We start from the raw sequence: 23,806 nt of genomic DNA on the forward strand, positions 1-23,806 counted from the left end.
TCATAAAGTATTCGGCTAATGTGGCAAAACACTGTCTGGTCATCCGAAAGGCTGTTTTCTTAGGCCGCCGTATCACTTATATCATCCCCATCATCTACCATCACGCGGGCCAGCTTCTCAATGTTGAGGCTGCGGGCCGAGGCGTCGAAGATTTCGCGGTAGGTGCCGCGCAGGTCGTAGAGGTACTCGTGGGTGCCGCTTTCCACCATGCGGCCCTGCTTCATCACGTAAATGCAGTCGGCGTCCACAATCTGGGCCAGGCTATGGGAGATGATTACTACCGTACGACCCCGCTTAATGGCATCCAGCGAGTTTTTGATTTGCTCCGTGGCAATGGCGTCCAAGGAGGCAGTCGGCTCATCGAGGAAGATAATAGACGGATTTTTGAGGAACAGCCGGGCAATGGCAATGCGCTGCTGCTGCCCACCGGAGAGTTGCTGGGCATCACTCTGGTACTGTTTGGGCAGTTGCATCACCTGCTCGTGCAGGTAGGCCTGCTTGCCGGCCGCCACTACCTGCTCAAAAGAAGCGTGCATGTTCCCGTAGCGGATGTTTTCCTCAATGGTGCCTTTGAAGATGTGGTTTTTCTGCAGCACCAGGCCAATTTGCTGGCGCAAAGCATGCGTGTCGTAGTCGGCTAGCGGGCGGCCGTCCAGCAGCATTTTTCCCTGGTCGGGCTCATAGAACTTACAGAGCAGGTTGATGATGGTGCTTTTGCCCGCGCCCGAAAGCCCGACCAGGGCCGTGGTTTTGCCTGCTTCCACCGTCAGGCATACATCGTGCAGGGCCTGCGTGCCGCTGGGGTAAGTGAAATCCACATGACAGATTTCGAAGGTGCCCTGCAGGTGGTCGGGTTGGAGTAGCCCGGTTTTTTCGGTGGCCTCCTCGGCATCCAGAATGTCAAAGAAGCCCTCGGAGTACGTAAGGGCATCGTTCATCTCGTCATAAATGCGGTGCAGCTGCCGGATAGGGGCCGATACGTTGTTGAACAGCAGAATATGGAACATAATGGCCCCAATGGAAATCTGGCGGTCCAGCACCAGATAGGCGGTGAGAATGATAATTAGTACCACGCCTACCTGCTCGGTGAAGGTTTTGAGGCCATCGTAACGGAAGTTGGTTTTGCGGGTTTCCAGTTGGGCGGCCTGCAGGTTCTGCTGAAGCTGGTTCTGTTTCTGCTCCTCATAGTCTTCGCGCACAAAGCTCTTAATGACCACCGCCGAATCGATGATATTCACCAGGCCCTGGCTTTTCTGCTCGCGCAGGCTGCGCAGCGCCCGGCGGGTGCCATTCAGCCGGTCAGCCTGCCGGTAGCTGATCCAGAAGTAGACCGGCATCACCGCCACCGCCACCAAACCCACATACAGGTTCGCCATAAACATGACCACCAGCGCCACTAGGGCATTGGCAAACAGCGGTAGAATATCAATAAAGAAGTTTTGCACCAGCTTCATCAGGCTCTCCACGCCCCGGTCGATGCGGGTCTGGAGCTTGCCGGTCTGGTTGCCGCTGTCGGAATAGAAGCCGAGCTGGTAGGAGAGAATCTTGCGCACGGCATCCTGGGCCAGCGTGCTGGATACGTTAATGCGGATTTTCTCCCCGTAATACTTCTGCCCAAACTGAATAAAGGTGTTGATGATTTCTTTTCCCAGCAACAGCCCGCTAACCAACAGCAGCATATCAGCACCCTCCGCCAGGCCCTGGTTCTGGTTCAACAATGCCTGCACGGTGTCTACGGTGTAGCGTAGCACAAAGGGATTTACCTGGGCCGCCAGCGAGCCTACCAGCGTTAAAAGCAGCGTGCCAATAACCAGCGGCCGGTAGGGGCGCACATACGGGTACAGGCGTTTTATAATTTCCCAGAGACTCATGACGGGAGTGGTTTAAGCGTACAGCAACTAGCCGATTAGACGGGGTAGGCAGAATAGAAGTTATGAGAAAGAAAAAACGCCCGGCAATGTTGCCGGGCGTTTTAGCGTACAAGAGCAGATTATGGAATGATAAGCGGATGAAGCGTCGACGCCGCTTACGGTAATGCTTATAGAGAAAAGGGCATAAAAAAAGCCTCCCGAAATGGAGGAGGCTTTTTGAAAGTGAGCTACTAGTAGCCGGGGTTCTGAGTTACCAGAGTCTGGCTGGTCTGAATCTCACGCTGGGGGATAGGCCACAAGTTGCGGTACGGTTCCGTAATAGCCGGCAGTGTTGCCTGAACTAGGCCGGTACGCCGCAGATCAAACCAACGGAAGCCTTCGTTTGCCAACTCAACCCGGCGCTCTTTCAGAATAGCAGTTACAATATCAGCAGAGCTATTCGCAATGATTACGTGAGGGGGAACAACGTCTCCAACCTTAGGTGGGGCCACAAACACGTAAGGAGCAAGACCCGCCCGTTTGCGAATCACATTAACCAGTTCAATAGCCCGATCCGTCTGGCCTAGTTGTGCCAGGGACTCCGCCCAGGTTAACACCACTTCCGCACTACGAACCAAAATTACGTTGTCATCTCCTGAAGCAACCCGAAAGTATTTGCGGGTTGTTCCGCTAGGATATACAGTGGTTGCTGTAGAAGCAGTCACGCTATTCACAACCCGCCGCAGGTCTCCAGCTTCGTGTGCCGGCCCTAATCCGGTGGCAGGGTCTACTTCATTCCGGCCACCAGCTGCCGCCGGGAACCAGAAGAATGCTAAGGAGTTGGCATCAACTGGGTCAAAAGGTAGCTCCCAAAGTGCTTCAGAAGAAAACTTCTGTGAGAAGATGGCATCATAGCTGGCATCGCCGATATTCTTTTCCAGTGTTTTAACCGGAGTCAGCGTGCCAAGTTCGGTTTCAATTTGCTCTGCATAGTTGGCGGCTACCTGATAATTGCGTAACCGTAGCTCAAGGCGCGCCTGTAGAGCTAGTACCGTTACTTTGCTAATGTAAGCTTTGGTACTGCGTTCGATTGGCAGGTGCTGTGCTGCGAATGCGAGGTCCTCGCGAATAGCGGCTACTACTTCGGCTTCCGTGTTCCGGGCTATGGGCTTAATTTCTTCGCCGGTAATGGAGGTAGTGGGCTTTAAGCGCAGCGGTACGCCAAGGCCATCAGCATAACCATATCCTTCAGGCTTGCCACCCCAATAAGCCAGCAAGTTCATGTAGTTGAAAGCACGCAATGCCCGGGCCTCAGCAACAGCGGCGTCTTTATTGAAGCTGGGGTCCGTGAGCAGCTCAGCCTGTTGAATAGTGTAATTTATGCGGTTGATGCCCGCATAAATCGTATTCCACATGTTAGTCAGCTCCACGTTATCGGGCAGAATAGAACCGTTGGCAATTTGCGCGAAGCTGGGAAAAGTACCCGTATGCCGGGCGTTATCGGCGGCCAGATCTGCAAACAGCTGGTAGCGTAAGCCTAGGTAGTTAGCGCTCTGCAGAATGTCGTAAGAACCCCGGATGGCAGCTTGCACATCAGCGGGGGTTTTCAGACCCGCATTGGAATCCAAGCTGGCTTGAGGAGTTACATCCAGGATTTTCTCGCAGGATGTAATACCGAAGCCAAGAGTAAGCACAAACGCTGCGGGAAGCAAGCGCCGGCTAAAAGAACGAATATGTACCATTATAGAATGTCGAATTTAAGCTGAATTAGAAGCCCAGGCTAATGCCACCGGTGATGGTGCGCGCCTGTGGGAAGGTGAGGAAGTCAGTACCCAGAGCCGTGTTAGAGCCGCTGAAGGTATTTACTTCCGGATCAAGGCCTGAGTAGTCAGTAGCCGTGAACAGGTTCTGGCCCTGTACATACACCCGCACATTGCTCAGGTGGGCCCGCTGCGCCAGAACTTTGGGCAGTGTGTACCCCAAGGTCAGGTTCTTGAGGCGGGCATAGGAGCCATCCTCAATGAAGCGGTCCGAGGTACGACGGTTGTTGTTGGGGTCGCCGTACACGGCACGGGGAATATCCGTGTTTGTATTGGTGGGCGTCCAGCGGTTCAACACAGCAGCATCCTGGCCAAATACACCATTCATGCCCTGGGCAAACGAGATGTTGTTATTGAAAATCTTGTTGCCGTAGCTGTACTGAATGAAGGCACTCAGATCAAAACCTTTGAAGCGTACCGTGTTGGTCAGACCACCGAAGAACTTAGGCTGGGCATTGCCCAGGATTTCCTGGTCGTCACCGGTGATGCGGCCATCACCGTTCAGGTCACGGAATTTAATGTCACCAGGGCGAGTGAGTGAAGACTGGTAACGAGCCGTTGGAGAGTTAGTTTTTTCCTGTGCAGCAGCATCCAGCGTGTTGATTTCTTCCTGCGTCTGGAAGATGCCATCTACGCGGTAACCACGGAAAGCACCCAGTGGTTGACCTACTGCCAGCCAGCTAGCAAAACCAACAGCCTGGCCTTGGTCACCTTCCACCAGTTTGGTTACCTCGTTGCGGTTGAAGGCAATATTGAAATTGGTTTCCCAGTTAAAGCCACCGTCACCTTCGGCACGGAAGTTCACTGTGTTCAGGGCAATTTCTACCCCGCGGTTGCGCATGTTGCCAATGTTCTCGGTGTAAGAAAGGTAACCCGTATTGCCGGGTACTGTGCGAGCGAGCAGCAGGTCGCGGGTCTCGCGGTTATAGGCATCCAAAGATAGATAGATGCGGTTATCCAACAGGCCAAAATCAACACCTACGTTGCCGGTAGCCGTACGCTCCCATTTCAGATTGGGGTTTTCCAGCTGGCCAATAGCAAGACCACCTACCTGGGCAAAGTTGGCGCCCGTATTAATCAGGCCACGGGAAGCGAAGTTGCCAATTTCCTGGTTGCCGGTTTCACCGTAGCTGGCCCGCAGCTTAATGTCGGAAATGGCCGTGATATCCTGCAGGAAGCCTTCTTCCGAAATGCGCCAGCCCACCGAAGCAGCGGGGAAGTAACCATAGCGGTTGTTACGGCCGAAGCGCGAAGAACCATCCCGGCGCAATGTGGCACCGAACAGATACTTATCCTTGAAGTTATAGTTCAAACGAGCCAAGGTGCCAAACAGACGGTACTGGCTTTCGCTGGACGAGGCGTTGGTCTTTACGGCCGCCGCCGACAGCTGGCGTACACCGTTGCCGGGGAAGCCCGAGCCTTGTGCAATAACCGAGTTGAAGGTGCTCTGCTGATAATCCAGTACCAACTGACCGTTCAGCGAGTGGTCGCCGAAAGTTTTGCTGTACAGGAAGGAGCTAATGTGGTTAAAGTTGGCGTCCGTGTTGATGGAGGCCGTACCCGAACCGTTTGAGCCACGGCCAGAGTTGGTAGTGGTGGGGAAGAAAGTTTCGTCTTTAAACTGAATATAGTCCAGACCGAAAGTAGCACGATATTTCAGGTTCTTGATGAACTCAAACTCCGTGTACTGCGTGCCAATCAGGCGGGAGCTAATGCCCTTGTTATAAGGCTCGCGAGCAGCAGCAATAGGGTTTTCCGTCGACGAAGCTGGGTCTTTGGCATAGGTGCCATCCGCTTTGTATTTCGGAATATCGCTGGCTACCAGAATGGCCGTGCTCAGTACACCGTAAATGTTGTTGTCGTTCTGAATACGGTTGTTCACCGAGCGGTTCAGGCCCAGGTTAACGCCCATCCGGATGTGGTCGGCCAGTTTGTTGTCGAGCACTACCCGGCCACTGGCGCGGTTGAAGCCCGAGCCCAGGATAATGCCCTGCTGATCGAAGTAGCTGCCGCTTACACGGTAGCTGGACTTCTCCGTGCCACCGCTGATGCTCACCTCATGGTTGGTGATAGGGGCCGTACGTAGAATCTCATCTGCCCAGTTCGTGTTAGGTGCTTTTGTAGGATCCTGGAACTGAGCCAGGTCACGGATACCGTCGCCGTTATCTATGATGTAAAACTTACCCGCATCATCAACGTTGTAGCTAGCGTCGCTGAACAGGTAGCCAGTCAGGTCAGCATAGCTGCGCCAGTTCACGCCAAAGGCGCTAATGTTGTCGGCGGCGTTAACAGGGTAGCGGTTTTGAGCCTGCTCCAGAAACAACTCGGTTTGCTGCTGGCCGGTAAGGGCATGCGGCTTTTTCCAGGCGGTTTGAGCACCGCGGTAGTAGTCAAGCGTTACTTTGGTTTTGCCAACCCGGCCCCGCTTGGTAGTAATCAGCACAACGCCGTTAGAACCGCGTGAGCCGTAGATAGCCGCCGCGGCAGCATCTTTCAGAATCTCCATCGACTCAATGTCGTTGGGATTCAGGTCAGACAGTGCATTGGTTTGCTGGTTACCCACTCCAATGTTGCTGTAGCTGCCCGAGTTAATCGGCAAACCATCAATAACATACAGTGGCTCATTGCCGGCGCCAATAGAGGCGCTGCCCCGTACGCGCACCGCAATACCGGAACCGGGCGTACCCGAGTTCTGGGTTACCTGCACACCGGCTGCCCGGCCCTGCAGGGCCTGATCTACACCAGCAATAGGCTGGTTCTCAAAGTCGCGGGCTTTTACAGTGGCAATAGAACCCGTGAGTTCCTTGCGCTCCTGCGCAATACCGAAACCCGTTACAATAACCTCGCTTAGCTGACGATTATCCTGCGCCAGGGCTACATCAATACGGCTTTCATTGCCTATAACACGCTCCGTAGCGGCATAGCCAATAAATGAAAAGGAGAGAGTACCACCAGTAGATGGGATAGAAAGCGAGTAAGTACCATCGCTGCTGGAGGAAACCCCAACCGTAGTACCTTTCAAAAGAACAGTAACACCGGGCAAGCCTTCATTGGTGCTTGCGTCAGTTACCCGTCCGGTAATGGTGCGGTCCTGCGCCGAAACGGAATGCAGAATGCCCAATAGGAACAGGAAACTCAGAAGTAAGAGTTTTCGCATGTTGGGAGGTGTGAAATTAAAAGGTTTTAATGGGGTGAAGTTGCATTCTGGTTGAGGGCAGAATGATTACAATTATACATCTGAAATGATGTAATGGCAAAAATGTTTGCCCTATGTTATGATTATGGAGGAAAGAGAAGGGTATAATTGTTGATATAGCATTCCTGCAGTACAGGTGTTTAATTGTATTATTATTATATAGCATGTGTATTTAAATGCCTAAAACAACCCTGGTTCTAGTAGAAACATTGAATTATAATTCATTTGCCTGATTATCAATAGGTTATTAATTGATGATATGTTATAGATATATAATTATTTTTTCTACGTTAAGTTCAAATCGATAAAAAAATAATTTTAAGGGCGATGGGTCTATAAACCCTTCCCATATATATTAAAACGCATTTAACAGGGAGCTGCCATAGCACTGGCTTTGTCTGCTATGTCTAAATAGCCATAGTAATAGCTATTGATATTCAGCAATATGCCTGTGGCCACGACCGAGGACTAAACGCAGCTGTTGCCAAAAGAGCCAATCCTACATGCCCCACTGCAAACCGCCCTACCAACTGTTTAAACAGGGTAGGGCGGTTTGCAGTGGGGGTAATCGTGAATTGATTCTCGGGATTTCAATACGCGGGCAAATCAGCTGAGCTTCTCCTTGAATAACCGCAGGGTTCGTTCCCAAGCCAGCTTGGCGGCTTCAGCGTTGTAGCGGGCCGGGGAGGAGTCGTTGTTGAAGGCATGGTTGACTCCGGGGTAAACGTATTGCTCAAACGATACTCCGGCCGCTTTCAGAGCTGCCTCGTAGGCGGGCATGCCGGCATTTACCCGTTCGTCCAGGCCGGCATAATGCAGCATCAGCGCCGCTTTTATCTGGGCGAGGTCGGCAGAGGCGTCGGGTTGGGTGCCGTAGTAAGCTACGGCGGCATTTAGCTGCGGATCGTGCAGGGCCAGCTGGTTGGCCATCGCCCCACCCCAGCAAAAGCCCACGCAGCCGGTGCGGCCGTTGCTTTCCGGCCGGCTGCGCAGATAGCGCAGGGCCGTGAGGTAGTTATTCAGGTTCTGCTGCTTATCCAGCTTGCCAATGAGCGTGCGGCCTTCATCCTCATTCGCCGGGGTACCGCCAAATACCGATAAAGCATCGACGCCCAGTGCCAGATACCCGGCCTGGGCCACGCGGCGCGTGATGTCCTTAATATGAGGAGTGAGGCCCCGGTTTTCGTGAATCACCACCACGGCCCCACGCTTTTTCTTCTTTTTCGGCTGTACCAGGTAGCCCTTCATGGTAACACCGGCATCACCTGGCCAGGTAACCTCTTCGGCTACCAGCTTGCTCTTTTCCGTTTCCAGGGAAGCAGCCTGCGCATAGCCGGGCTCCAGTACGGCCAGAGCCGCGGCCGCCAGGACCGTGCCACCGGCCAGCTTTACCAGGCGCTCCAAAAACTCCTTGCGGCTAAGCGGGGCGTGCGTATACTCATCAAACAGGGTAATGATGCGCTGGTCCATAAGTGGTGGTGTTAACGAGGAAAAAGTACCGAACAGTAGCTACAACCGTTAGTCCTCCTCGCGGTTCACGGAGTCCATGGTAAAAGCCGGCACGCAGATAGACCAGTATTCCACTTCCTCATCAAAGGGATTGGAATAGCGCACGCGGGCACCGGCCTTTATTAGTAATGACTCGCCGGGACCCAGCTCAATAATGTCGCCATCCACCTCAAACTGCTTGCGGCCCCGGATAACAATCGTTACCTCATCAAACTCGGGATTCTGGTGAGGCTCGCTCCAGTGGGGTGGTGCCACCATGTGGGCCACACTGTATTCGCTGGTTTGGGTACTGGCCCAGCCAATATGCTCCTCAATGAGCTTGCCATCGGTGGTAGGTACGCGGAAAGGATTTTGCTGGCGGAAGTAGCGCTTGTGTAGCATGGGGTAGAAGATATTAGTTGGTTTTGGTGCCGGGGCATTCGCCCTTGGTGAAGCTGGTAACCCCGGCATTCAGGGCTTGGCAGGCGTTGCCATACGTTTTGCCGTCGCAGCCGCATACGGGGTCATACTGCATGGTGCACATCATGTCCTTGCGGATTTTGGTAGGGTCGATGCAGGGCTTGGTTTCGGCAGTGGGGGCCGCGGCACGGTGGCAGTTGAAGGCGAGCAGCAGGGGAAAGGCAAGCAGGAGTTTCATAGAGGCTGAGCGCAGAGTGAGGGCGGCAAAATACGGAGCAAGGATGGGAATGGCTTCGGTGGGGCGGAATATTTGCTCTTCGCTATTTTTTTACGCCCCCATAAAACCCAAGGCACTACCCTGCGTATAGGCAGGCATTGATGTTTTTCGCTCAGATAGAAAAGTCTGCGTGTTTCACGGCTTAACCGTCCGGCATCAACCCTAACATTAACCGTTCACACTTTCTCCCTCCCTTATCATGTCCTATCACGAAGAAGACAACTCAGGTAAAATTCTCCTCGCTGTTCTGGCCGGTGCCGGTGCTGGTATCATTGCCGGTATGCTGATGGCGCCCGACAAAGGCAAAGCTACCCGCGAAAAGCTGGGCTCGGCTGCCACGAAATATAGCGGCCAGTTTGGCGAGCAGCTGTCCAAGTACAGCGGCCAGTTTGGTGAGCAGCTTTCCAAATATGGCGAGGAGCTGGACTCCAAGTTCAAAGGGTATGTGGAAAAGCTCGAAGATATGGGCGTAACCGGTTCCGGCAGCAGCCTGCAGATGAAAGGCGACTGGAATGAGGCCAAAGGCAAACTGCGTCAGCAGTACGCTCAGCTCACCGACGAGGACCTGAACTACGTAGAAGGTCAGGAAGAAGACCTGGTAGGCCGCCTGCAGCAGAAGCTGGGCAAAGGCAAGCGCGAAATCACCAAAATGCTGAACGACCTGTAGGTCGTGACTATTTTTATAGAATTCTGGTAAAAAGAGCCTTTCCCTTCACCGGGAAAGGCTCTTTTTCAGTCAACCCTTTTTCCGTCGCCGCGTTATTGGCAACAGTGGTAACGCCTGCCAATGCCACTGGTTCTTTTACCTCTTTTTTCTTTCGACACTTTATGAAAAACGACAACGGTAAAGTAATTCTCTCTTTGTTGGCCGGCGCAACGGCCGGCATTGTAACGGGCCTTCTCCTGGCCCCTGAAACGGGCGAAGAAACCCGTACGGCGCTGCGCAAATCAGCCGGCCGCTTTTCCGAGGACCTGAGTAAACTCCTTAAAGAAGGCGTAAGCCGCCTCAACGATTTGAAAACGGGCGGCGTAGCTGGCGAACATACTGAAGCCCGCTCCGCTGCCGATGACCTGTTGGACTCTATGACTTCCGGTACCGAAACGGGTAAAAAAGCCGCTGACCAAGGCACAAAGCCTACTGCTGCCGCAGATTCAGATGAGATGAGCGGCGATACCCGGTTAGGTGGATAAGCTGCCGGGTAATTCTTAAAATAAAGTAGTAATAGCTGGTAACTTTTGACGCTGAGTGCGTTTAGGTTAATACAACGGCTTGAAAGAAGATTGGAGAATCAAACGAAGTAAAATTGCCGACGGTTGACTTTCTGGTAAAACGTGGTTTGTTTGTTTTAGCAGTAAAATCTGACTTGTCCATCGCACATTTCTTCGCCTCGACCCAATTGGAAGGGTAAGCTGATTGTTAAGAAAAGCCTCTCACACCTGTTGTGAGAGGCTTTTCGATTTTTTGAAAGCCTCGAAAAAAAATCCAGCAAAGTGTAACCTCTCTTTTAAAGTCTCGTTAAAGAACTCATAACCGACTTGTAAGAGGTTCGGAGTTCGTTTACGAAAAGCAAAATTGCTGACAGTGGAGTTTCTCTTAGGATCTGGTAAAACAGCCTCTTAGTAAATTCGTACTTGTTCCTCGCAAGATTCTTTTGGTAAAGCTCTGGTTATCATATCAAGTCGATTAAAAAGAAAAGCCTCCTGTGCTATACACAGGAGGCTTTTCCGTTTCAGACCAAAGCCGTTACGCCTGGGCTTCGGGCTTGGGCGCGTTTTCCGACTTAGTGAACTCCGGCTTCATCTGCGGGAAGAACAACACATCCTGAATGGAGTTGGAGTTGGTCATGATCATGCTCAGGCGGTCGATGCCGATACCCAGGCCCGCCGTGGGTGGCATGCCGTACTCCAGGGCACGCAGGAAGTCTTCGTCCAGCACCATGGCCTCAGTGTCGCCGCGCTTGCCCAGCTCCAGCTGCTCCTCAAAGCGGGCGCGCTGGTCAATAGGGTCGTTCAGCTCGGAGAAGGCATTGCAGATTTCCTTGCCGTTGCAGATAGCCTCAAAACGCTCAACCAAACCAGCCTTGCTGCGGTGCTTCTTGGCCAGCGGCGACATTTCCACGGGGTAGTCGGTAATGAAGGTGGGCTGAATCAGCTTTGGCTCCACGTGCTCGCCAAAGATTTCGTCAATGATTTTGGCCTTGCCCATGCTGGGGTCCAGTCCAACTTTCAGCTCTTTGGCGGCGGCGCGCAGTTCCTCCTCACTCTTGCTGTCGATATCAAAGCCGGTGAAGTGCTTAATGGACTCCGCCATAGTATAGCGCTGCCAGGGGCGCTGGAAGTTGATGAGGTTGTCGCCTACCTGCACTTCGGTTTTGCCGTGCAGCGCCATGGCCACGCGCTCCACCATTTCTTCCACCAGATCCATCATCCAGTAGTAGTCTTTGTAGGCCACATACAGCTCCATCTGGGTGAACTCCGGGTTATGGAACCGGCTCATCCCCTCGTTGCGGAAGTCTTTGGAGAATTCGTACACCCCATCAAAACCGCCTACAATCAGGCGCTTCAGGTACAGCTCGTTGGCAATGCGCAGATACAGCGTCATGTCCAGCGTGTTGTGGTGCGTTTTGAACGGGCGGGCGGCGGCGCCACCGTACAAAGGCTGGAGAATTGGAGTTTCCACCTCCAGGTAGCCTTTGTCGTTCAGGTAGTTGCGCATGGCTTGAACCAGCTGGGTGCGCTTCACAAAGGTTTCGCGCACCTTGGGGTTCACTACCAGATCTACGTACCGCTGACGGTAGCGCTGCTCGGCATCGGTGAAGGCATCGTAAGTGGTCTTGTTGCCCTGCTCATCCACGGCTTCCTTCACTACCGGCAGAGGCCGCAGGCTTTTGCTCAGCAGCGTGAGGCCGGTTACGTGGATAGACGTTTCACCTACCTGCGTTTTAAACACGTGGCCTTTCACGCCTACAAAGTCGCCCAGGTCAAGGAGCTTCTTGAAGACTACGTTATAGAGGTCCTTATTCTCACCGGGGCAGATTTCGTCGCGGTTGATGTAAAGCTGAATGCGGCCGGTGGTATCCATCAGCTCGGCAAACGAGGCTTTACCCATTACGCGCACTGACATGAGGCGGCCGGCCAGGCTTACATCCTGAAAGTTGTTGAGCTCCGGATGATAATTATCGTGGATTTCCTGCGCATAGAAATTCACATCGAACAACTCCGACGGATACGGCTCAATACCGAGCTTGTGGAGTTCTTCCAGCTTGTGGCGGCGCAGTTGCTCCTGTTCGCTGAGGTGCTGCATGGGGGAGGAGGCTTAAAAACAAGGCCCACACGGGCCCCGAAAAATCAAGCTGCAAAAATAAGCCGCATATTCCGAATCCCGGCTGTCGAAACAGAATTAGCCGGGCGGGCCTGGTAGGCTTGTTTTCCGGAGTCCATAAAAACCAAAAAAACGCCGCCCCAAAGGGACGGCGCTTACGATATATGGAGTGGTGTTAAAAGAGGCGGAATTAAGCAGCCATGCCCATTTGTGGGTTGGGGTTGATGCCGGTAATGGCGGGGGCCACCTGCTTGCGCAAGCGCTCCTGCACAAAGCTGTGCTGTAGGTGCTTGGGCAGCTCAGCTACCAGCTGCTCGTAACGCTCCAGCCCCATTGCCTTGGCCACGTAGCTTTCATGGATGCCGTTGAGGTAGCTCACAATGTTCAGCAGCGACTGATGGAAGAGCTTAAAGTCGATATCAGCCTCCACGAAGCGCTCAATCTCCCGGCTGGTCTGCGAAATGCGCAGGCGGCCCAGCAAATCGAAGATGGTGGTGTAGCCGAGGCGCCAGGTAATCTGCTGCCAGTGCGAAGCCGTCCACTTGTCCAGTACTTTGCCGGTTTTCTGGCTCCGAATAGCTGTGTTAGGATTAGCCTGGATCTGTAGGCGAGTAGCCTGGGCCTTGATCTTGCGCGTGGTGCGCAGGAACTGGCCAATCTGAGCCTGGGCCTCAATCTCCTTGCCGGCAATATGCAGGCCCGGCTTGTAGCCCGCCAGCGGCAGTCGATGAATACTAAAGTCGCCGTAAGCCCCCGCCGCATAGAAGGAAACCGGCCGTGGGTAAGCATTACGCACTACCAATCGGCCTACCTCCCGCCGAATAAGGGAAGGGTTGTTGCTGCGCACACCCGCCGTATACAGGAAAGCCTGCAAACCGGAGAGAATGGCATGGTAGGCCTGCGGGAAGGTCCAGTGCAGGGCATTGCGCAGGTAATCTTCATCACCCAGCTCCGCCGTGGCGCGCAACGCATACTCCGTACTCCAAGAAGCATGCAGCATCTTGGTTACTGCCTGCAGATCCTCTTCCGTCAGCTCCGCCTGGTGGGCCCGGAAATAAGGTAAGTGCTGCACGCCGCCAGCAGCATCATCGTGCTCCTGGATATGATAGTTGATGGCAAAAAAGTAGTTGAGGAAAACCTGGGCCGGAATGGATTTGCGCCACGTTTCCTCCGCTTGTTTCTGCTCGTCCGTAACGAGCGGAATGATGTTGTTTTCCATTGTCGTTGTCATGCTTAGTAAACAGCTGCTTCCTAAAAACAGTTGCATGTTTGCTAAAATTAATAGCGGTTTATTTTAGACGTTTAAAGCTGTTTAAAAGATGATTATGGCTCCTTTTGTATTCCTATTAGTGGTTGGTATTTTAGAGTTGATTTGCTAAAAATATTGTCAGGAATAAGCAGGACATAAAAAAGCCTCCTGCTCTGGATGAACAGGAGGCTTTTAGTAGTGTTCGGTAGAGTTAGATCTGGTCTTTGATAACCGCTACCGCTTCCGTCAGGTCAATGTCTTTCTTGAGATTTTTAGTGAAGCGCGAGGCGCGGTTCACTTTCACAGTGTCGCCACCCAGGGCCTGCACATCAGCGGCAAGCGGTGCAATGGCCAAGGTAGGAGCTGCCTTCTTAATCTCATCATAGCGGTTAGATTCCACTTTGGCCTTCTCCTGCTCGGTGCGGAAAGCCGCCAGCTTCAGAGACACCATTGTTTCATCCTTGCGCTTGCGCATGCGCTGCACCATTTCATTTACCATTTTAAACGAAGGGTTACTAGCTACGCGCGCCTGGCTTTTCGCTTTCACTTTTTCCAGGGGCAGGGTAGGCGAGTTCCAGGTACGGTAACGGGCGGCACCAATTTCGTCCCATTTCAGGGCATAGTCGGCTTCTTTCTCGCCCTGATCCAGGTAGCTGTAAGCATCGGGCAGCACAATGTCCGGCACCACGCCTTTAAACTGGGTAGAGCCCCCATTGATGCGGTAGAACTTCTGCGTAGTCAGCTTCAGGGAGCCAAAAGGCTTCAGGCTGCTGAAATCACCCAGAACATCATCCAAATCAAAAATACGTTGCACCGTGCCCTTGCCATACGTGCTGGCCGAGCCCATGATAATGCCGCGCTTGTAGTCCTGAATAGCAGCGGCCAGAATTTCCGAGGCCGAAGCGCTGTACTTGTTTACCATTATCACCAGCGGGCCGGAATACTGTACGCGTGGGTCACGGTCGTTGAGGACGGTAGCGGCACCCTGGCCGCCTTTCACCTGTACTACGGGGCCACTGTCAATAAAGAGGCCGGCCATTTCTACGGCATCCTGCAGGGAGCCGCCACCATTGTAGCGCAGGTCCAGTACTACGCCTTCTACGTGCTCTTTCTGCAGCTTTTCCAGCTCTTTGCGAACATCGGTAGCGCTGCTGCGGCCACCGTTGTCGTTAAAGTCGGCGTAGAAAGTAGGCAGACGCAGGTAGCCGATTTTCTTGCCATTCTCATTGATAGTTGCCGACTGCGCGAAGGTTTCTTCAATTACCACCACGTCCCGGATAATGGGAATGACTTTGATAGCGCCATCGGGCTTTTTCACCGTGAGGCGAACCTCCGTGCCTTTCTTGCCCCGAATAAGGGAAATAGCCTTATCCAGGCGCCAGCCTTCTACTGATACGGGCTCTTCCGTAGCCTGGGCCACTCGCATAATAACGTCGCCGGCTTTCAGGTCACCCTGGCGGTAAGAGGCACTGCCGGGAATAATCTCCGACACTTTAATCTGGCCATCTTTCTCACCCAGGGAAGCCCCAATGCCTTCAAAGCGGCCCGTCATGGCTATATCAAAGGATTCTTTGTCCCGGGGGGCAAAGTACTCGGTGTGGGGGTCGTAGGTATTGGCAATGGTGTTGGCATACAGCGCCAGCCGGTCATTGGCATCGTTCTGCAGCAGGTCGCTGAACTTGTCGTCGTAGTTTTTCAGCACCCGTTTGCGCGCTTCGGCTTCCATTTCAGCCGGGGTGCGGTTGGGCTCAGCCGTGGCCACTTTGGGGTCCTTCTTGGCCTGGGCATCCATCATCTCCGAAATACGCACCATGGTCTCGTATTTCAGGAATTTGCGCCACTGTTCGCGCTGGGCTGCTTTGTCAGCCGCAAAAGTCATTTTATCGGAATCAGTTTCTACTGATTCTTCGGTGGTGAAATCAAACGGCTTGGAGAGAATATCCCGGTAGAGCGCCTGCACATCCTTCACCCGCTGATCCATGATCTGGGTAGTCAGGTCCATAAACTCGTGGCTGCCCACGCGCACCTCTTCATCTATAGAAGACTGAAACTTGCGCAGCTGGGCCACATCCGACTGCAGCAGAAACATCTTATTGTAGTCCACGCGCTTCAGATACAGATCGAAGACGCGCTTGGAAAAGGCATCGTCTATTTTTTCCGGCTGATAGTGGGCCGCACTCAGGCCCTGAAGCATTGCTTTAATCAATACCTCATCTTTCTGCGGCGCCCGACTGGTAGTGCGGTGATACAGTTTATAAGATGCCAGCACAAAAACGGCGGACACCAGAAAGGCATATAAGCCTACTTTTAAACGCAGAGATGACATGAAACCGAAGCTAAAATGGTCGTTAACAAATATACGCAAAAGCGTATGCAAAAGCCGGTCCTAACTCTACGAGTCTGCCGGGGTGTCTGGTTGAGCTATAACGTGCGGCAAGGCAAAATAAGTGCCCCTTCGCCTTACCATGGGCACCGCCAGCGGGCAGAAGGTTGCACCTTTTTAAGGAAGTTCCAAAAAGAAAAAGTCCCCCTCCAGGATAGGAGGGGGACTTTTTCAGGTAGTTAAGGCCAAAACGGCTTAGCTATAGATACGGTCACCGTTGTGACGACGGAATTCTGACTCGAAATAACGGGCATCTTCTTCGTTACGGGGTTTCACACCCATTACAATGCCGCCATTCTTGATATCTGATTCGTACTCAGCGGCACGCTCTTCAGGAATACCCGAGCCTACCAGAGCACCTACCAGGCCGCCCGTCAGGCCACCGGCACCGGCGCCGGCCAGTGCAGCAGCTACCGGACCAGCAATGATCAGGCCCAGGCCGGGCAGCGCTACCGAAGTACCAATGGCAGCAATAGCACCAATAATAGCACCAGCCGTGCCACCAATGGCCGAGCCTACACCAGCACCTTCCATAGCTTTGTCGCCCAGGTCGGTATCAGCAGTGTGCTCGCCGAAGTGACGCTTGCGCGTTTCATCCGACATCAGCAGGTTTACATCTTCTTTAGAATAGCCGCGCGACGACAGCGAGCCATAAGCACGCTCAGCGCTGTCACGGTCACGGAAAGTAGAGGTCAGCATGCGCGGACCCGAAGTATTCTGATAAGGCTGGCCAGTTACAGCATGGGCTGTTTCATCAGCAGCGTTTTGTACGGCATCTACGCCGCGGCCTACTACGGCACCAGGAGTACCTGCCATGGCAGCACCTTTAGCCGTTGCGCTATAATCATCACCAGAAGCACCGGAACCTGTGCTTGAGTTACCCATATTGCCACTCGAAGTAGAGCCTGTGGTGCCATAACCGGAGCCGGCAGTGCCGCTACCATAGTTTGCGCCTGAGCCAGTACCAGTGTTCGAGGGGTTGTTTGATTCGTTGGTATTCATGTGATGTGGGAGTTAAGAGTACAAGAAAACATAGAGTGCCAGTTGAAAAAAACCGGCGAATCTCATGGTGGGATTCTGGTAGCTTAACGGCCCACCTTCCTGAGGGGTTACAGGTGGAATGGAAAAATGCCTAAATTCTATTAGAATCAGAATAATAGCTGGTGACTATATATCTTATGCAAACTCCTTGAAGTTCACATCATTCTGCCAAAAGTCACGGCATTCCTGGCGCAGCTTTGGCAAAAACTCTTCGTCCTGCTTTAGCGTGCGCCATTCGCCCAGGCCCAGCCGTTCGCAGAGCTTGAAGAACTGGTCGCCCTGGCCTTTGGAGCCTTTTACTTTAATAAGGGCGCTTAAAATAGGGCGGCCTGCCCGGAACTCATTCTCAGAAATCTCCGCCAGGATTTCGTTCAGGCGAGATTTCTCGTGCGATATATCCAGGTTCAGGCCCAACTCAGCTTCCTGCACCAGGTTGATATAGCTGGTAGTACCGATTTGGGTGCGGGAAAAACGGATTAAATGTTTGCGTACTCGGCCGTTCATGGAAGAAGCAGGTGGTAATGACTGCGGAAATTACAAAAAAACCGCTGCCCGGCATAAGTGCCAGGGCAGCGGCAAATTGCTAATAAATGGCTGATAAATAGCCATGCATACTTAGCGGGCTGTTTTGCGGCGGGTCAGTTCTTTCTGAATGAGCAAAAACTCCCGGCTGCTCTGGCCGGCAATGGCCGTATTTTCATCGGCGCGGCGCAGTAAATAAGGCATTACAGCCTCCACGGGGCCATAAGGCACGTACTTGGCCGTATTGTAGCCTGCGTGAGCCAGGTTGTAGCTTAGGTTGTCGCTCATGCCATAAAGCTGGGCAAACCAGATGCGTGGGTCGCCGGGCTGCAGGTTGTGCTGCTGCATGAGTTGGGTGAGCAGCAAGGAGCTGGCTTCGTTGTGGGTACCCGCGCAAATGCTGATGCGGTCGGCGTGCTCCACGCAGAAGCGCAGGGCCTCATTGTACAGTTCGTCGGTAGCGGCTTTGGTGGGGTTTATGGGGTTAGGGTTGCCGCGCTGGGCCGCCACCCTAGTTTCCTTTTCCATATAAGCCCCGCGCACCAGCTTACCGCCCAGGTAATAGTTGCCCTTCTCGGCGGCGGTGCAGGCCTGCTGGATAGCTGCCAGCCGGTCGTGGCGGTAGAGCTGGTAAGTGTTCCAGACAATGGCCGACTCCTTATTATACCGGGCCATCATCTCATAGGAGAGCTGGTCAATGGTTTCCTGAAACCAGCTTTCCTCAGCATCAATAAATACCCGTACGCCATAGCGGTGCGCCTGGGCGCAGATAGCATCAATGCGGGCGTGGGCGCGCTCGTAGCTGGTTTGCTCCGCCGGCGTGAGGGGCTTTTTGTCCTGTATTTTTTCCAGCAGGGCCGCATCGGCCACGCCGGTTACTTTAAATACTGAAAAAGGAATGTGCCGCGAGCGGTGCGCCATATCAATGGTGCCCAGAATCTCATCCAGGGTGTGGTCGAAGCTCTTTTCGCTGCCCTCGCCCTCCACGGAGTAGTCCAGGATGGTGCCGATGTTATAGCGGCCCAGCTCTTCAATCACGGGCAAACACTCCTGAATGGTCTCGCCCCCGCAGAACTGCTCGAAAATGGAGTTCTTGATGAGGAATTTGGTGCCGGGCAGGTGCCATTTCAGCGCGGCCTTCATCATACCGCCGCCCAGCTTCACCAAGCCATTATTGTTCATGGCCGCAAACAGGCCGTACATTTTCCGCAGCTCCGCATTCGATTTGGAAGCGAAGGCAATGGCGGTATCCTCAAAAGAAACGGGGAGAACTTGGGTGCGGGGCATGCAGGTGGTAGTTTTGAGCGGTGCCAACAGATAGCACGTTCGCGCTGCGAAGATAGCCGGTAAACATCGTTTTGGCTGTGTTAGTTAGTGCGGTGTCTGGTACTATTACCTGCCGGGCGCCCGAACCGCCCAAACGGCCCCGGCTGCTTGTATTCAATTGCTCTCCATGGAAGTAACTCACCTCGCTGATACTTTTTTTACCCGCCGGCTGACGGCTAAGGGCCAACCTTTACTAATTGCCGGCCCCTGCAGCGCCGAAACCGAAGAACAGGTGCTGGCCACGGCCCGCAGCCTGCAGGCCCTGGGCAATATTGATTTGTTCCGGGCTGGAATCTGGAAGCCCCGCACCCGGCCGGGCTCTTTTGAAGGCATGGGCAAAACCGCCCTGCCATGGCTGCAGCGCGTGCAGCAGGAAATAGGTTTGCCGGTAGCCATAGAAGTAGCCACGCCCCACCACGTAGAGCAAGCCTTGGCGCACGGCATTGATGTACTCTGGATTGGAGCCCGCACCACGGTAAATCCCTTTGCCGTGCAGGAGCTGGCCGATGCTTTGGCCGGCACCGGCGTGCCCGTGATGGTGAAAAACCCCGTGAACCCCGATGTAGCCCTCTGGGCCGGGGCCCTGGAGCGGCTGGAGCGGGCCGGCATCACCAATCTGGCTGCTATACACCGGGGCTTCAGCACCTTTGCGCCTTCTCGCTACCGCAATGCCCCCACTTGGGCTCTGCCCATTGAGCTGAAAACCCGCTTTCCGCATATTCCGCTCATCTGCGACCCCAGCCATATTGGCGGCCGCCGCGACCTGCTGCTGCCCATCGCCCAGAAAGCCCTTGATCTGGATTATGATGGGCTGATGATTGAAACGCACCCCGACCCCGACCACGCCCTTTCCGATGCCGAGCAGCAGGTGACGCCGCAGCGCCTGGGCGAAATTCTCAGCGAGTTAAAGTACCGTTACCGCTCTTCCGACAATGCCGAGTACCTCAATAAAGCGGAAGAGCTGCGGCAGAAAATGGACGTAGCCGACCGCGAAATTATTGAGGCGCTGGCCCGGCGCATGTCTTTGGTAGAAGAGCTGGCGGCTTACAAAAAGGAAAATAACGTGAAGATTCTGCAGCTGGACCGCTGGCAGGAAATTTTCACCTCCCGCGCCGAATGGGCCGGGCGGGTAGGCGTGAATGAGAAGTTTGTGGAGGAGCTCTACAAGCTGATTCACATTGAAAGCATCCGCAAGCAAACGGAAATTCTGAATCGGCCGGAGTAGCAGTCTACTTTAAAGAAAAAGATATTCAGAACTAAGTAAAAAAGAGCAGTGGGATTTTTTTCAAAAGAAGAATATTCAGAAACCGAAGCGTTACTTCTGAATATTGCCCGAAATCCTATCAGTGGAGTGGTGATGACAACCTATGACGATAATGTAGAGTTATTATTTAGTACATGTGATGTTAATTCTGAAGTAGAAAATTTCTTAACTAAACTAAAATTTAAAACAACATGGTTTGTAAGACAAAATCATTCTGAATTTTTTCCATACAGAGTAAACTCTGCTTCTCCTTTATTTAAAGTAAAAAAATCAAAGCTATTGTTATCCATGATTGAAAAAAGAAGTAGTGATTACGAGGATTGGAAATCATGGGATAAGCGAATCTATCATCATTTTTTATTTCTATCAGATTCCAACTATATAGATATCATTGCTGAGGAATTTATTCTTGAAAAGGCCAGTGAATTAGAAAATATCAAATATAAAACCTTAGTAATAACATAGATAAAGCAAATAAATATTGCTTTTGAAGGATTTCTTACATCATTTGCTCCATGACCCAAAACGCCCCTATTATTGGTTCGGAAGCTTTACCTGCGCTGGCGGAGGTATTGCGCCGGCCGGCCATCAGCCAGGTTTTTGTGCTGACGGATGCTAACACCAGCCGTTTGTGCTATGACCGCCTGCTGCCATACTTGCCGGAAGGCCATACGCTGCTGGAAATACCAGCCGGCGAGGAATATAAAGCACTGGCCTCCTGCGAAACGGTGTGGACGGAGCTGACCGAGCACCGCGCCGACCGGTTTGCGATGCTAGTGAACCTCGGCGGCGGCGTAATTACCGATTTAGGCGGCTTCTGCGCGGCGCTGTATAAGCGCGGTATTCTGTTTGTGCAGGTGCCCACCACGCTGCTGGCGCAGGTAGATGCCAGCGTGGGCGGCAAAACCGGCATCGACTATCTGGGCTTCAAAAACCAGCTAGGCGTTTTTCAGGAGCCCACCGGCGTATTCATCCACCCACCATTCCTCACCACCCTGGACCCCCGACAACTAAAATCGGGGTATGCGGAAATGGTGAAGCACTGGCTGATTGCCGATGCGCGGGCTTTTGACCGCCACCGCCAGGAAGGCATGTTTGTGGAAGACTGGACGCCGCTCATTCAGCATTCAGTAGATATCAAACGTAACATTGTAGCCCAGGACCCGCTGGAAACCGGCCTGCGCAAAGTGCTCAACTTTGGCCATACGGTGGGCCACGCGCTAGAAAGCTACCTGCTCACGCAGCCGGGCCGCGAAATTCTGCACGGCGAAGCCGTGGCGGCCGGTATGATTTGCGAAAGCTGGCTGTCGGTGCAAAAAGGGTTGCTGAGTGCCGAAGAGCTGGATAAAATCGAAACTTTCCTGTTCACCGTGTTCGAGAAGGTGCAGTTTGTCACCCTCGAAACCGATGCCATTGCCGACTACGCCCGCCAGGACAAGAAAAACTCCGGCGCCGCTATTAACTGCACGCTGCTGAAAGGCATAGGCCAGGCCGTATACGACCAGCCCGTAACCCTGCCGGAGCTGGCCGATTCGCTTCGTTACTACCATCATCTGTGAGTTCTCCTTCTCTCTCTCTGCGCTGGAATGGCGGCCCGCTCCGCGGCACTGCGCAGCTTCCGGCCTCTAAAAGCGAAAGCAACCGGGTGCTAATTCTGCAGGCTTTGGCTGGCGGCGGAAACCTGGCCAATTTGTCAGACGCCAACGACACTCAGCTCATGCAACGGCTCTTGTCGGTGCCTGATGCGGAGGTGGTGGATGCGGAAGATGCAGGCACTGTGATGCGCTTCCTGACGGCCTATCTGGCCGTAACCAACCGCCGGGTACTTCTTACCGGTACGGCGCGCATGCGCCAGCGACCTATTGAGGTGCTGGTAGATGCCCTGCGCCAGTTAGGCGCCCGTATCAGCTACGAGGAGCAGCCCGGCTACCCGCCGCTGCGCCTGGAAGGCTGGGCCCCGGCGGCTACCGAAGAGATGCCCGAGCTCATGGTGCGCGGCGACATCAGCAGCCAGTATATATCGGCACTGCTGATGATTGCGCCTATGCTACCGGCTGGCCTGCGCATCCGCCTTACCGGCACGGTGGGCTCCCGGCCCTATATTCGCATGACGCAGGCTTTGATGCAGCATTTCGGGGCCCGCGCCCGCGACTTGGGCAGCGTGCTGGAAGTGCAGCCGCAGCCCTATCAACCCGCCGACTACACCGTAGAAAGTGACTGGTCGGCGGCCAGCTACTGGTACGCAATGATAGCGCTGGGACCGGCCGGCTCTGAAATCACGCTGCCGGGCCTGCGCCGGTATTCCCTGCAGGGCGACCAGGCCATTGTAGCCATTATGGAGCAGCTGGGCGTAGCCACGGAATATGTAGAAAATGGTGTGCGCCTGACGCAGATAGCGCCCGGCCCGGCCGTAGCGCAGGACTTCACCCATTGCCCTGACCTGGCCCAAACCGTGGCTGTAGTAGCCGCTGCCCTGGAAATTCCGGTGGATATGACGGGGCTGGAAAGCCTGCGCATCAAGGAAACCGACCGGATTGCGGCCCTGCAAGCGGAGCTGGCCAAATTTGGGGGTGCGCTTACGGACCTGGGCGAAGGCCGCTTCCGCGTAACGGCCGCCAACTTCCACGTGCAGGGTCAAACCATTGCAACCTACCACGACCACCGCATGGCCATGGCATTTGCGCCTTTAGCTCTGCGGGGGGCGCTTACCATTGAAGCGCCGCAGGTAGTGCGTAAATCGTACCCGCAGTTCTGGAAGGAGCTGGAAAAGGCCAGGTTTGAAGTGTATCCGGAGTTATAATCCGCAACGGGAGGGACAGGCTAACGCAGTTGGCGGAAATAGTCAGCCGATTTCAATAACCGGCTGCCGTACCAGCTGAATAGTTCGCCGTCTACAATGCGTACCTGCGCCGCCGGACAGATGGCCTGAAACTCAGCCAGGTGCTTTTCGCCGAAAGGATAAGGCTCTGACGACAGCAGAATCTGCTGCGGATTGGCCGCTGCCAGCTGTTCCGAGTTGATTTCGGGATAACGCGAGAGGTGACCGAATACATTCTGAAAGCCAGCCGCCTGCAGCATCTCATTAATGTAAGTTCCGCCGGCGGCCACCATATAAGGCTTGCGCCAGATGAAGTATACTGCCGGAACCAATCCCTGCGGCTGGCAGGCCAGGTTGGTGAAGGAGGTTTGAATTTGTTGGGCAAGGGCCTCAGCGCGCTCTTTGCGGCCGGTAATTAGCCCCACGCGGCGTATCATGTCCAGCGCCTCTTCCAGCGTGCTAATGTCGCTCATCCAGACCGGGTACCGGGCCGCCAGCTGCTCAATGCCCTCCTGAAAATTTTCTTCCTTATTGCCAATAATCAAATCGGGTTTGAGCTCGGCAATTCGGTCGAAATGGAAGTCTTTTGTTCCCCCAATGATAGTAGCCTGCTTGCGGGCCTGCGCGGGATGCACGCAGAATTTGGTAACGCCCACCACTTGCTCGCCCAAACCCAGATCAAATAAAAGCTCCGTCTGGGAAGGCACCAACGACACAATGCGCCGGGGCGGAAACGGCACCGTCACCCGCCGGTTCATCTGGTCGGTTACGGTAAGGGGTAAGGAGGGAGTAGGTGGCAGCATATAGAAAACAGAACGTCATGTCGAGCG

Annotated in this window: 19 protein-coding genes; 6 read left to right on the top strand and 13 right to left on the bottom strand. The window is 53.8% G+C overall.

Translation table 11 applies throughout. The features are described 5' to 3' along the window. Positions 1-59: 59 nt before the first annotated feature. The 6 genes from PK28_RS05990 to PK28_RS06015 form a co-directional block, all read right to left on the bottom strand. Entirely contained in the window at positions 60-1,871 is a 1,812-nt protein-coding gene (locus PK28_RS05990) for an ABC transporter ATP-binding protein (RefSeq protein ID WP_044512405.1), read from the bottom strand. A 230-nt stretch (positions 1,872-2,101) separates the two neighbouring features. After that, the gene (locus PK28_RS05995; RefSeq protein ID WP_231576225.1) at positions 2,102-3,442 is read right to left on the bottom strand and encodes a RagB/SusD family nutrient uptake outer membrane protein; all 1,341 of its coding nucleotides are present in this window, start codon (positions 3,440-3,442) and stop codon (positions 2,102-2,104) included. 175 nt (positions 3,443-3,617) lie between these two features. Next, entirely contained in the window at positions 3,618-6,827 is a 3,210-nt protein-coding gene (locus PK28_RS06000; RefSeq protein ID WP_044512410.1) for a SusC/RagA family TonB-linked outer membrane protein, read from the bottom strand. A gap of 645 nt (positions 6,828-7,472) precedes the next feature. Next, a complete protein-coding gene (locus PK28_RS06005; protein ID WP_044512413.1) occupies positions 7,473-8,336 on the bottom strand; it encodes a dienelactone hydrolase family protein in 864 nt (287 codons plus the stop codon). A 48-nt stretch (positions 8,337-8,384) separates the two neighbouring features. Next, complete coding sequence (locus tag PK28_RS06010; RefSeq protein WP_044512415.1) at positions 8,385-8,756, bottom strand: cupin domain-containing protein; 372 nt, start codon at positions 8,754-8,756, stop codon at positions 8,385-8,387. Positions 8,757-8,769: 13 nt separating this feature from the next. Further along, complete coding sequence (locus tag PK28_RS06015) at positions 8,770-9,012, bottom strand: Kazal-type serine protease inhibitor domain-containing protein (RefSeq protein WP_052430529.1); 243 nt, start codon at positions 9,010-9,012, stop codon at positions 8,770-8,772. 238 nt (positions 9,013-9,250) lie between these two features. Between PK28_RS06015 and PK28_RS21220 the strand changes: the two genes are divergently transcribed. Together PK28_RS21220 and PK28_RS18900 are read left to right on the top strand one after the other, a co-directional pair. Continuing rightward, positions 9,251-9,718, top strand: a complete 468-nt coding sequence (locus PK28_RS21220; protein ID WP_071885048.1) for a YtxH domain-containing protein — start codon at positions 9,251-9,253, stop codon at positions 9,716-9,718. A gap of 161 nt (positions 9,719-9,879) precedes the next feature. Next, a complete protein-coding gene (locus PK28_RS18900) occupies positions 9,880-10,242 on the top strand; it encodes a YtxH domain-containing protein (protein ID WP_156126262.1) in 363 nt (120 codons plus the stop codon). A gap of 553 nt (positions 10,243-10,795) precedes the next feature. On the opposite strand, the gene lysS is transcribed toward PK28_RS18900, so the two are convergent. The 6 genes from lysS to PK28_RS06055 all read right to left on the bottom strand — a co-directional run bounded on the left by lysS (position 10,796) and on the right by PK28_RS06055 (position 18,855). After that, positions 10,796-12,355 carry a lysine--tRNA ligase gene (gene lysS / locus PK28_RS06030; protein ID WP_044512417.1) on the bottom strand — a complete coding sequence of 520 codons (1,560 nt, stop codon included), beginning with the start codon at positions 12,353-12,355 and terminating at the stop codon, positions 10,796-10,798. 208 nt (positions 12,356-12,563) lie between these two features. Then, positions 12,564-13,604, bottom strand: a complete 1,041-nt coding sequence (locus PK28_RS06035) for a hypothetical protein (RefSeq protein ID WP_044512419.1) — start codon at positions 13,602-13,604, stop codon at positions 12,564-12,566. Between the two features lie 229 nt (positions 13,605-13,833). Further along, positions 13,834-15,948 carry a carboxy terminal-processing peptidase gene (locus PK28_RS06040; protein WP_044512423.1) on the bottom strand — a complete coding sequence of 705 codons (2,115 nt, stop codon included), beginning with the start codon at positions 15,946-15,948 and terminating at the stop codon, positions 13,834-13,836. Positions 15,949-16,200: 252 nt separating this feature from the next. Continuing rightward, a complete protein-coding gene (locus PK28_RS06045; RefSeq protein WP_044516396.1) occupies positions 16,201-16,704 on the bottom strand; it encodes a hypothetical protein in 504 nt (167 codons plus the stop codon). 477 nt (positions 16,705-17,181) lie between these two features. Then, on the bottom strand, positions 17,182-17,550 hold the full coding sequence (locus PK28_RS06050; RefSeq protein ID WP_044512425.1) for a hypothetical protein: 369 nt from the start codon (positions 17,548-17,550) through the stop codon (positions 17,182-17,184). Between the two features lie 111 nt (positions 17,551-17,661). After that, complete coding sequence (locus PK28_RS06055) at positions 17,662-18,855, bottom strand: proline dehydrogenase family protein (protein WP_044516399.1); 1,194 nt, start codon at positions 18,853-18,855, stop codon at positions 17,662-17,664. A 166-nt stretch (positions 18,856-19,021) separates the two neighbouring features. Here PK28_RS06055 and PK28_RS06060 point away from each other — a divergent pair, with 166 nt between their 5' ends. Genes PK28_RS06060 through PK28_RS06070 form a run of 4 tightly spaced genes read left to right on the top strand, consistent with a single transcriptional unit; the run spans position 19,022 to position 22,958 of the window. After that, entirely contained in the window at positions 19,022-20,119 is a 1,098-nt protein-coding gene (locus PK28_RS06060; RefSeq protein ID WP_044512427.1) for a chorismate mutase, read from the top strand. 48 nt (positions 20,120-20,167) lie between these two features. Then, positions 20,168-20,623 carry a hypothetical protein gene (locus PK28_RS20360; RefSeq protein ID WP_156126263.1) on the top strand — a complete coding sequence of 152 codons (456 nt, stop codon included), beginning with the start codon at positions 20,168-20,170 and terminating at the stop codon, positions 20,621-20,623. A 50-nt stretch (positions 20,624-20,673) separates the two neighbouring features. Further along, entirely contained in the window at positions 20,674-21,717 is a 1,044-nt protein-coding gene (aroB, locus tag PK28_RS06065; RefSeq protein ID WP_044512430.1) for a 3-dehydroquinate synthase, read from the top strand. Continuing rightward, positions 21,714-22,958, top strand: a complete 1,245-nt coding sequence (locus PK28_RS06070; protein WP_231576226.1) for a 3-phosphoshikimate 1-carboxyvinyltransferase — start codon at positions 21,714-21,716, stop codon at positions 22,956-22,958. Before aroB ends, PK28_RS06070 begins: the two co-directional genes overlap by 4 nt. 20 nt (positions 22,959-22,978) lie before the next feature. Here the strand turns inward: PK28_RS06070 and PK28_RS06075 are convergent, their stop codons facing one another. Next, positions 22,979-23,779 (bottom strand): ABC transporter substrate-binding protein, encoded by an 801-nt coding sequence (locus PK28_RS06075; protein WP_065814130.1) that lies wholly within the window; start codon positions 23,777-23,779, stop codon positions 22,979-22,981. Between the last annotated feature and the right edge of the window lie 27 nt (positions 23,780-23,806).

Origin of the sequence: Hymenobacter sp. DG25B, from assembly GCF_000801315.1 — a bacterium.
GTDB lineage: Bacteria > Bacteroidota > Bacteroidia > Cytophagales > Hymenobacteraceae > Hymenobacter.

Excerpts from the sequence above, each read along its gene's own strand:
- PK28_RS05990 (WP_044512405.1), bottom strand. The coding sequence starts at position 1,871 with ATGAGTCTCTGGGAAATTATAAAACGCCTGTACCCGTATGTGCGCCCC.
- PK28_RS06000 (WP_044512410.1), bottom strand. The coding sequence starts at position 6,827 with ATGCGAAAACTCTTACTTCTGAGTTTCCTGTTCCTATTGGGCATTCTG.
- PK28_RS06005 (WP_044512413.1), bottom strand. The coding sequence starts at position 8,336 with ATGGACCAGCGCATCATTACCCTGTTTGATGAGTATACGCACGCCCCG.
- PK28_RS06010 (WP_044512415.1), bottom strand. The coding sequence starts at position 8,756 with ATGCTACACAAGCGCTACTTCCGCCAGCAAAATCCTTTCCGCGTACCT.
- PK28_RS06015 (WP_052430529.1), bottom strand. The coding sequence starts at position 9,012 with ATGAAACTCCTGCTTGCCTTTCCCCTGCTGCTCGCCTTCAACTGCCAC.
- PK28_RS21220 (WP_071885048.1), top strand. The coding sequence starts at position 9,251 with ATGTCCTATCACGAAGAAGACAACTCAGGTAAAATTCTCCTCGCTGTT.
- PK28_RS18900 (WP_156126262.1), top strand. The coding sequence starts at position 9,880 with ATGAAAAACGACAACGGTAAAGTAATTCTCTCTTTGTTGGCCGGCGCA.
- lysS (WP_044512417.1), bottom strand. The coding sequence starts at position 12,355 with ATGCAGCACCTCAGCGAACAGGAGCAACTGCGCCGCCACAAGCTGGAA.
- PK28_RS06035 (WP_044512419.1), bottom strand. The coding sequence starts at position 13,604 with ATGACAACGACAATGGAAAACAACATCATTCCGCTCGTTACGGACGAG.
- PK28_RS06040 (WP_044512423.1), bottom strand. The coding sequence starts at position 15,948 with ATGTCATCTCTGCGTTTAAAAGTAGGCTTATATGCCTTTCTGGTGTCC.
- PK28_RS06045 (WP_044516396.1), bottom strand. The coding sequence starts at position 16,704 with ATGCTGACCTCTACTTTCCGTGACCGTGACAGCGCTGAGCGTGCTTAT.
- PK28_RS06050 (WP_044512425.1), bottom strand. The coding sequence starts at position 17,550 with ATGAACGGCCGAGTACGCAAACATTTAATCCGTTTTTCCCGCACCCAA.
- PK28_RS06055 (WP_044516399.1), bottom strand. The coding sequence starts at position 18,855 with ATGCCCCGCACCCAAGTTCTCCCCGTTTCTTTTGAGGATACCGCCATT.
- PK28_RS06060 (WP_044512427.1), top strand. The coding sequence starts at position 19,022 with ATGGAAGTAACTCACCTCGCTGATACTTTTTTTACCCGCCGGCTGACG.
- aroB (WP_044512430.1), top strand. The coding sequence starts at position 20,674 with ATGACCCAAAACGCCCCTATTATTGGTTCGGAAGCTTTACCTGCGCTG.
- PK28_RS06075 (WP_065814130.1), bottom strand. The coding sequence starts at position 23,779 with ATGCTGCCACCTACTCCCTCCTTACCCCTTACCGTAACCGACCAGATG.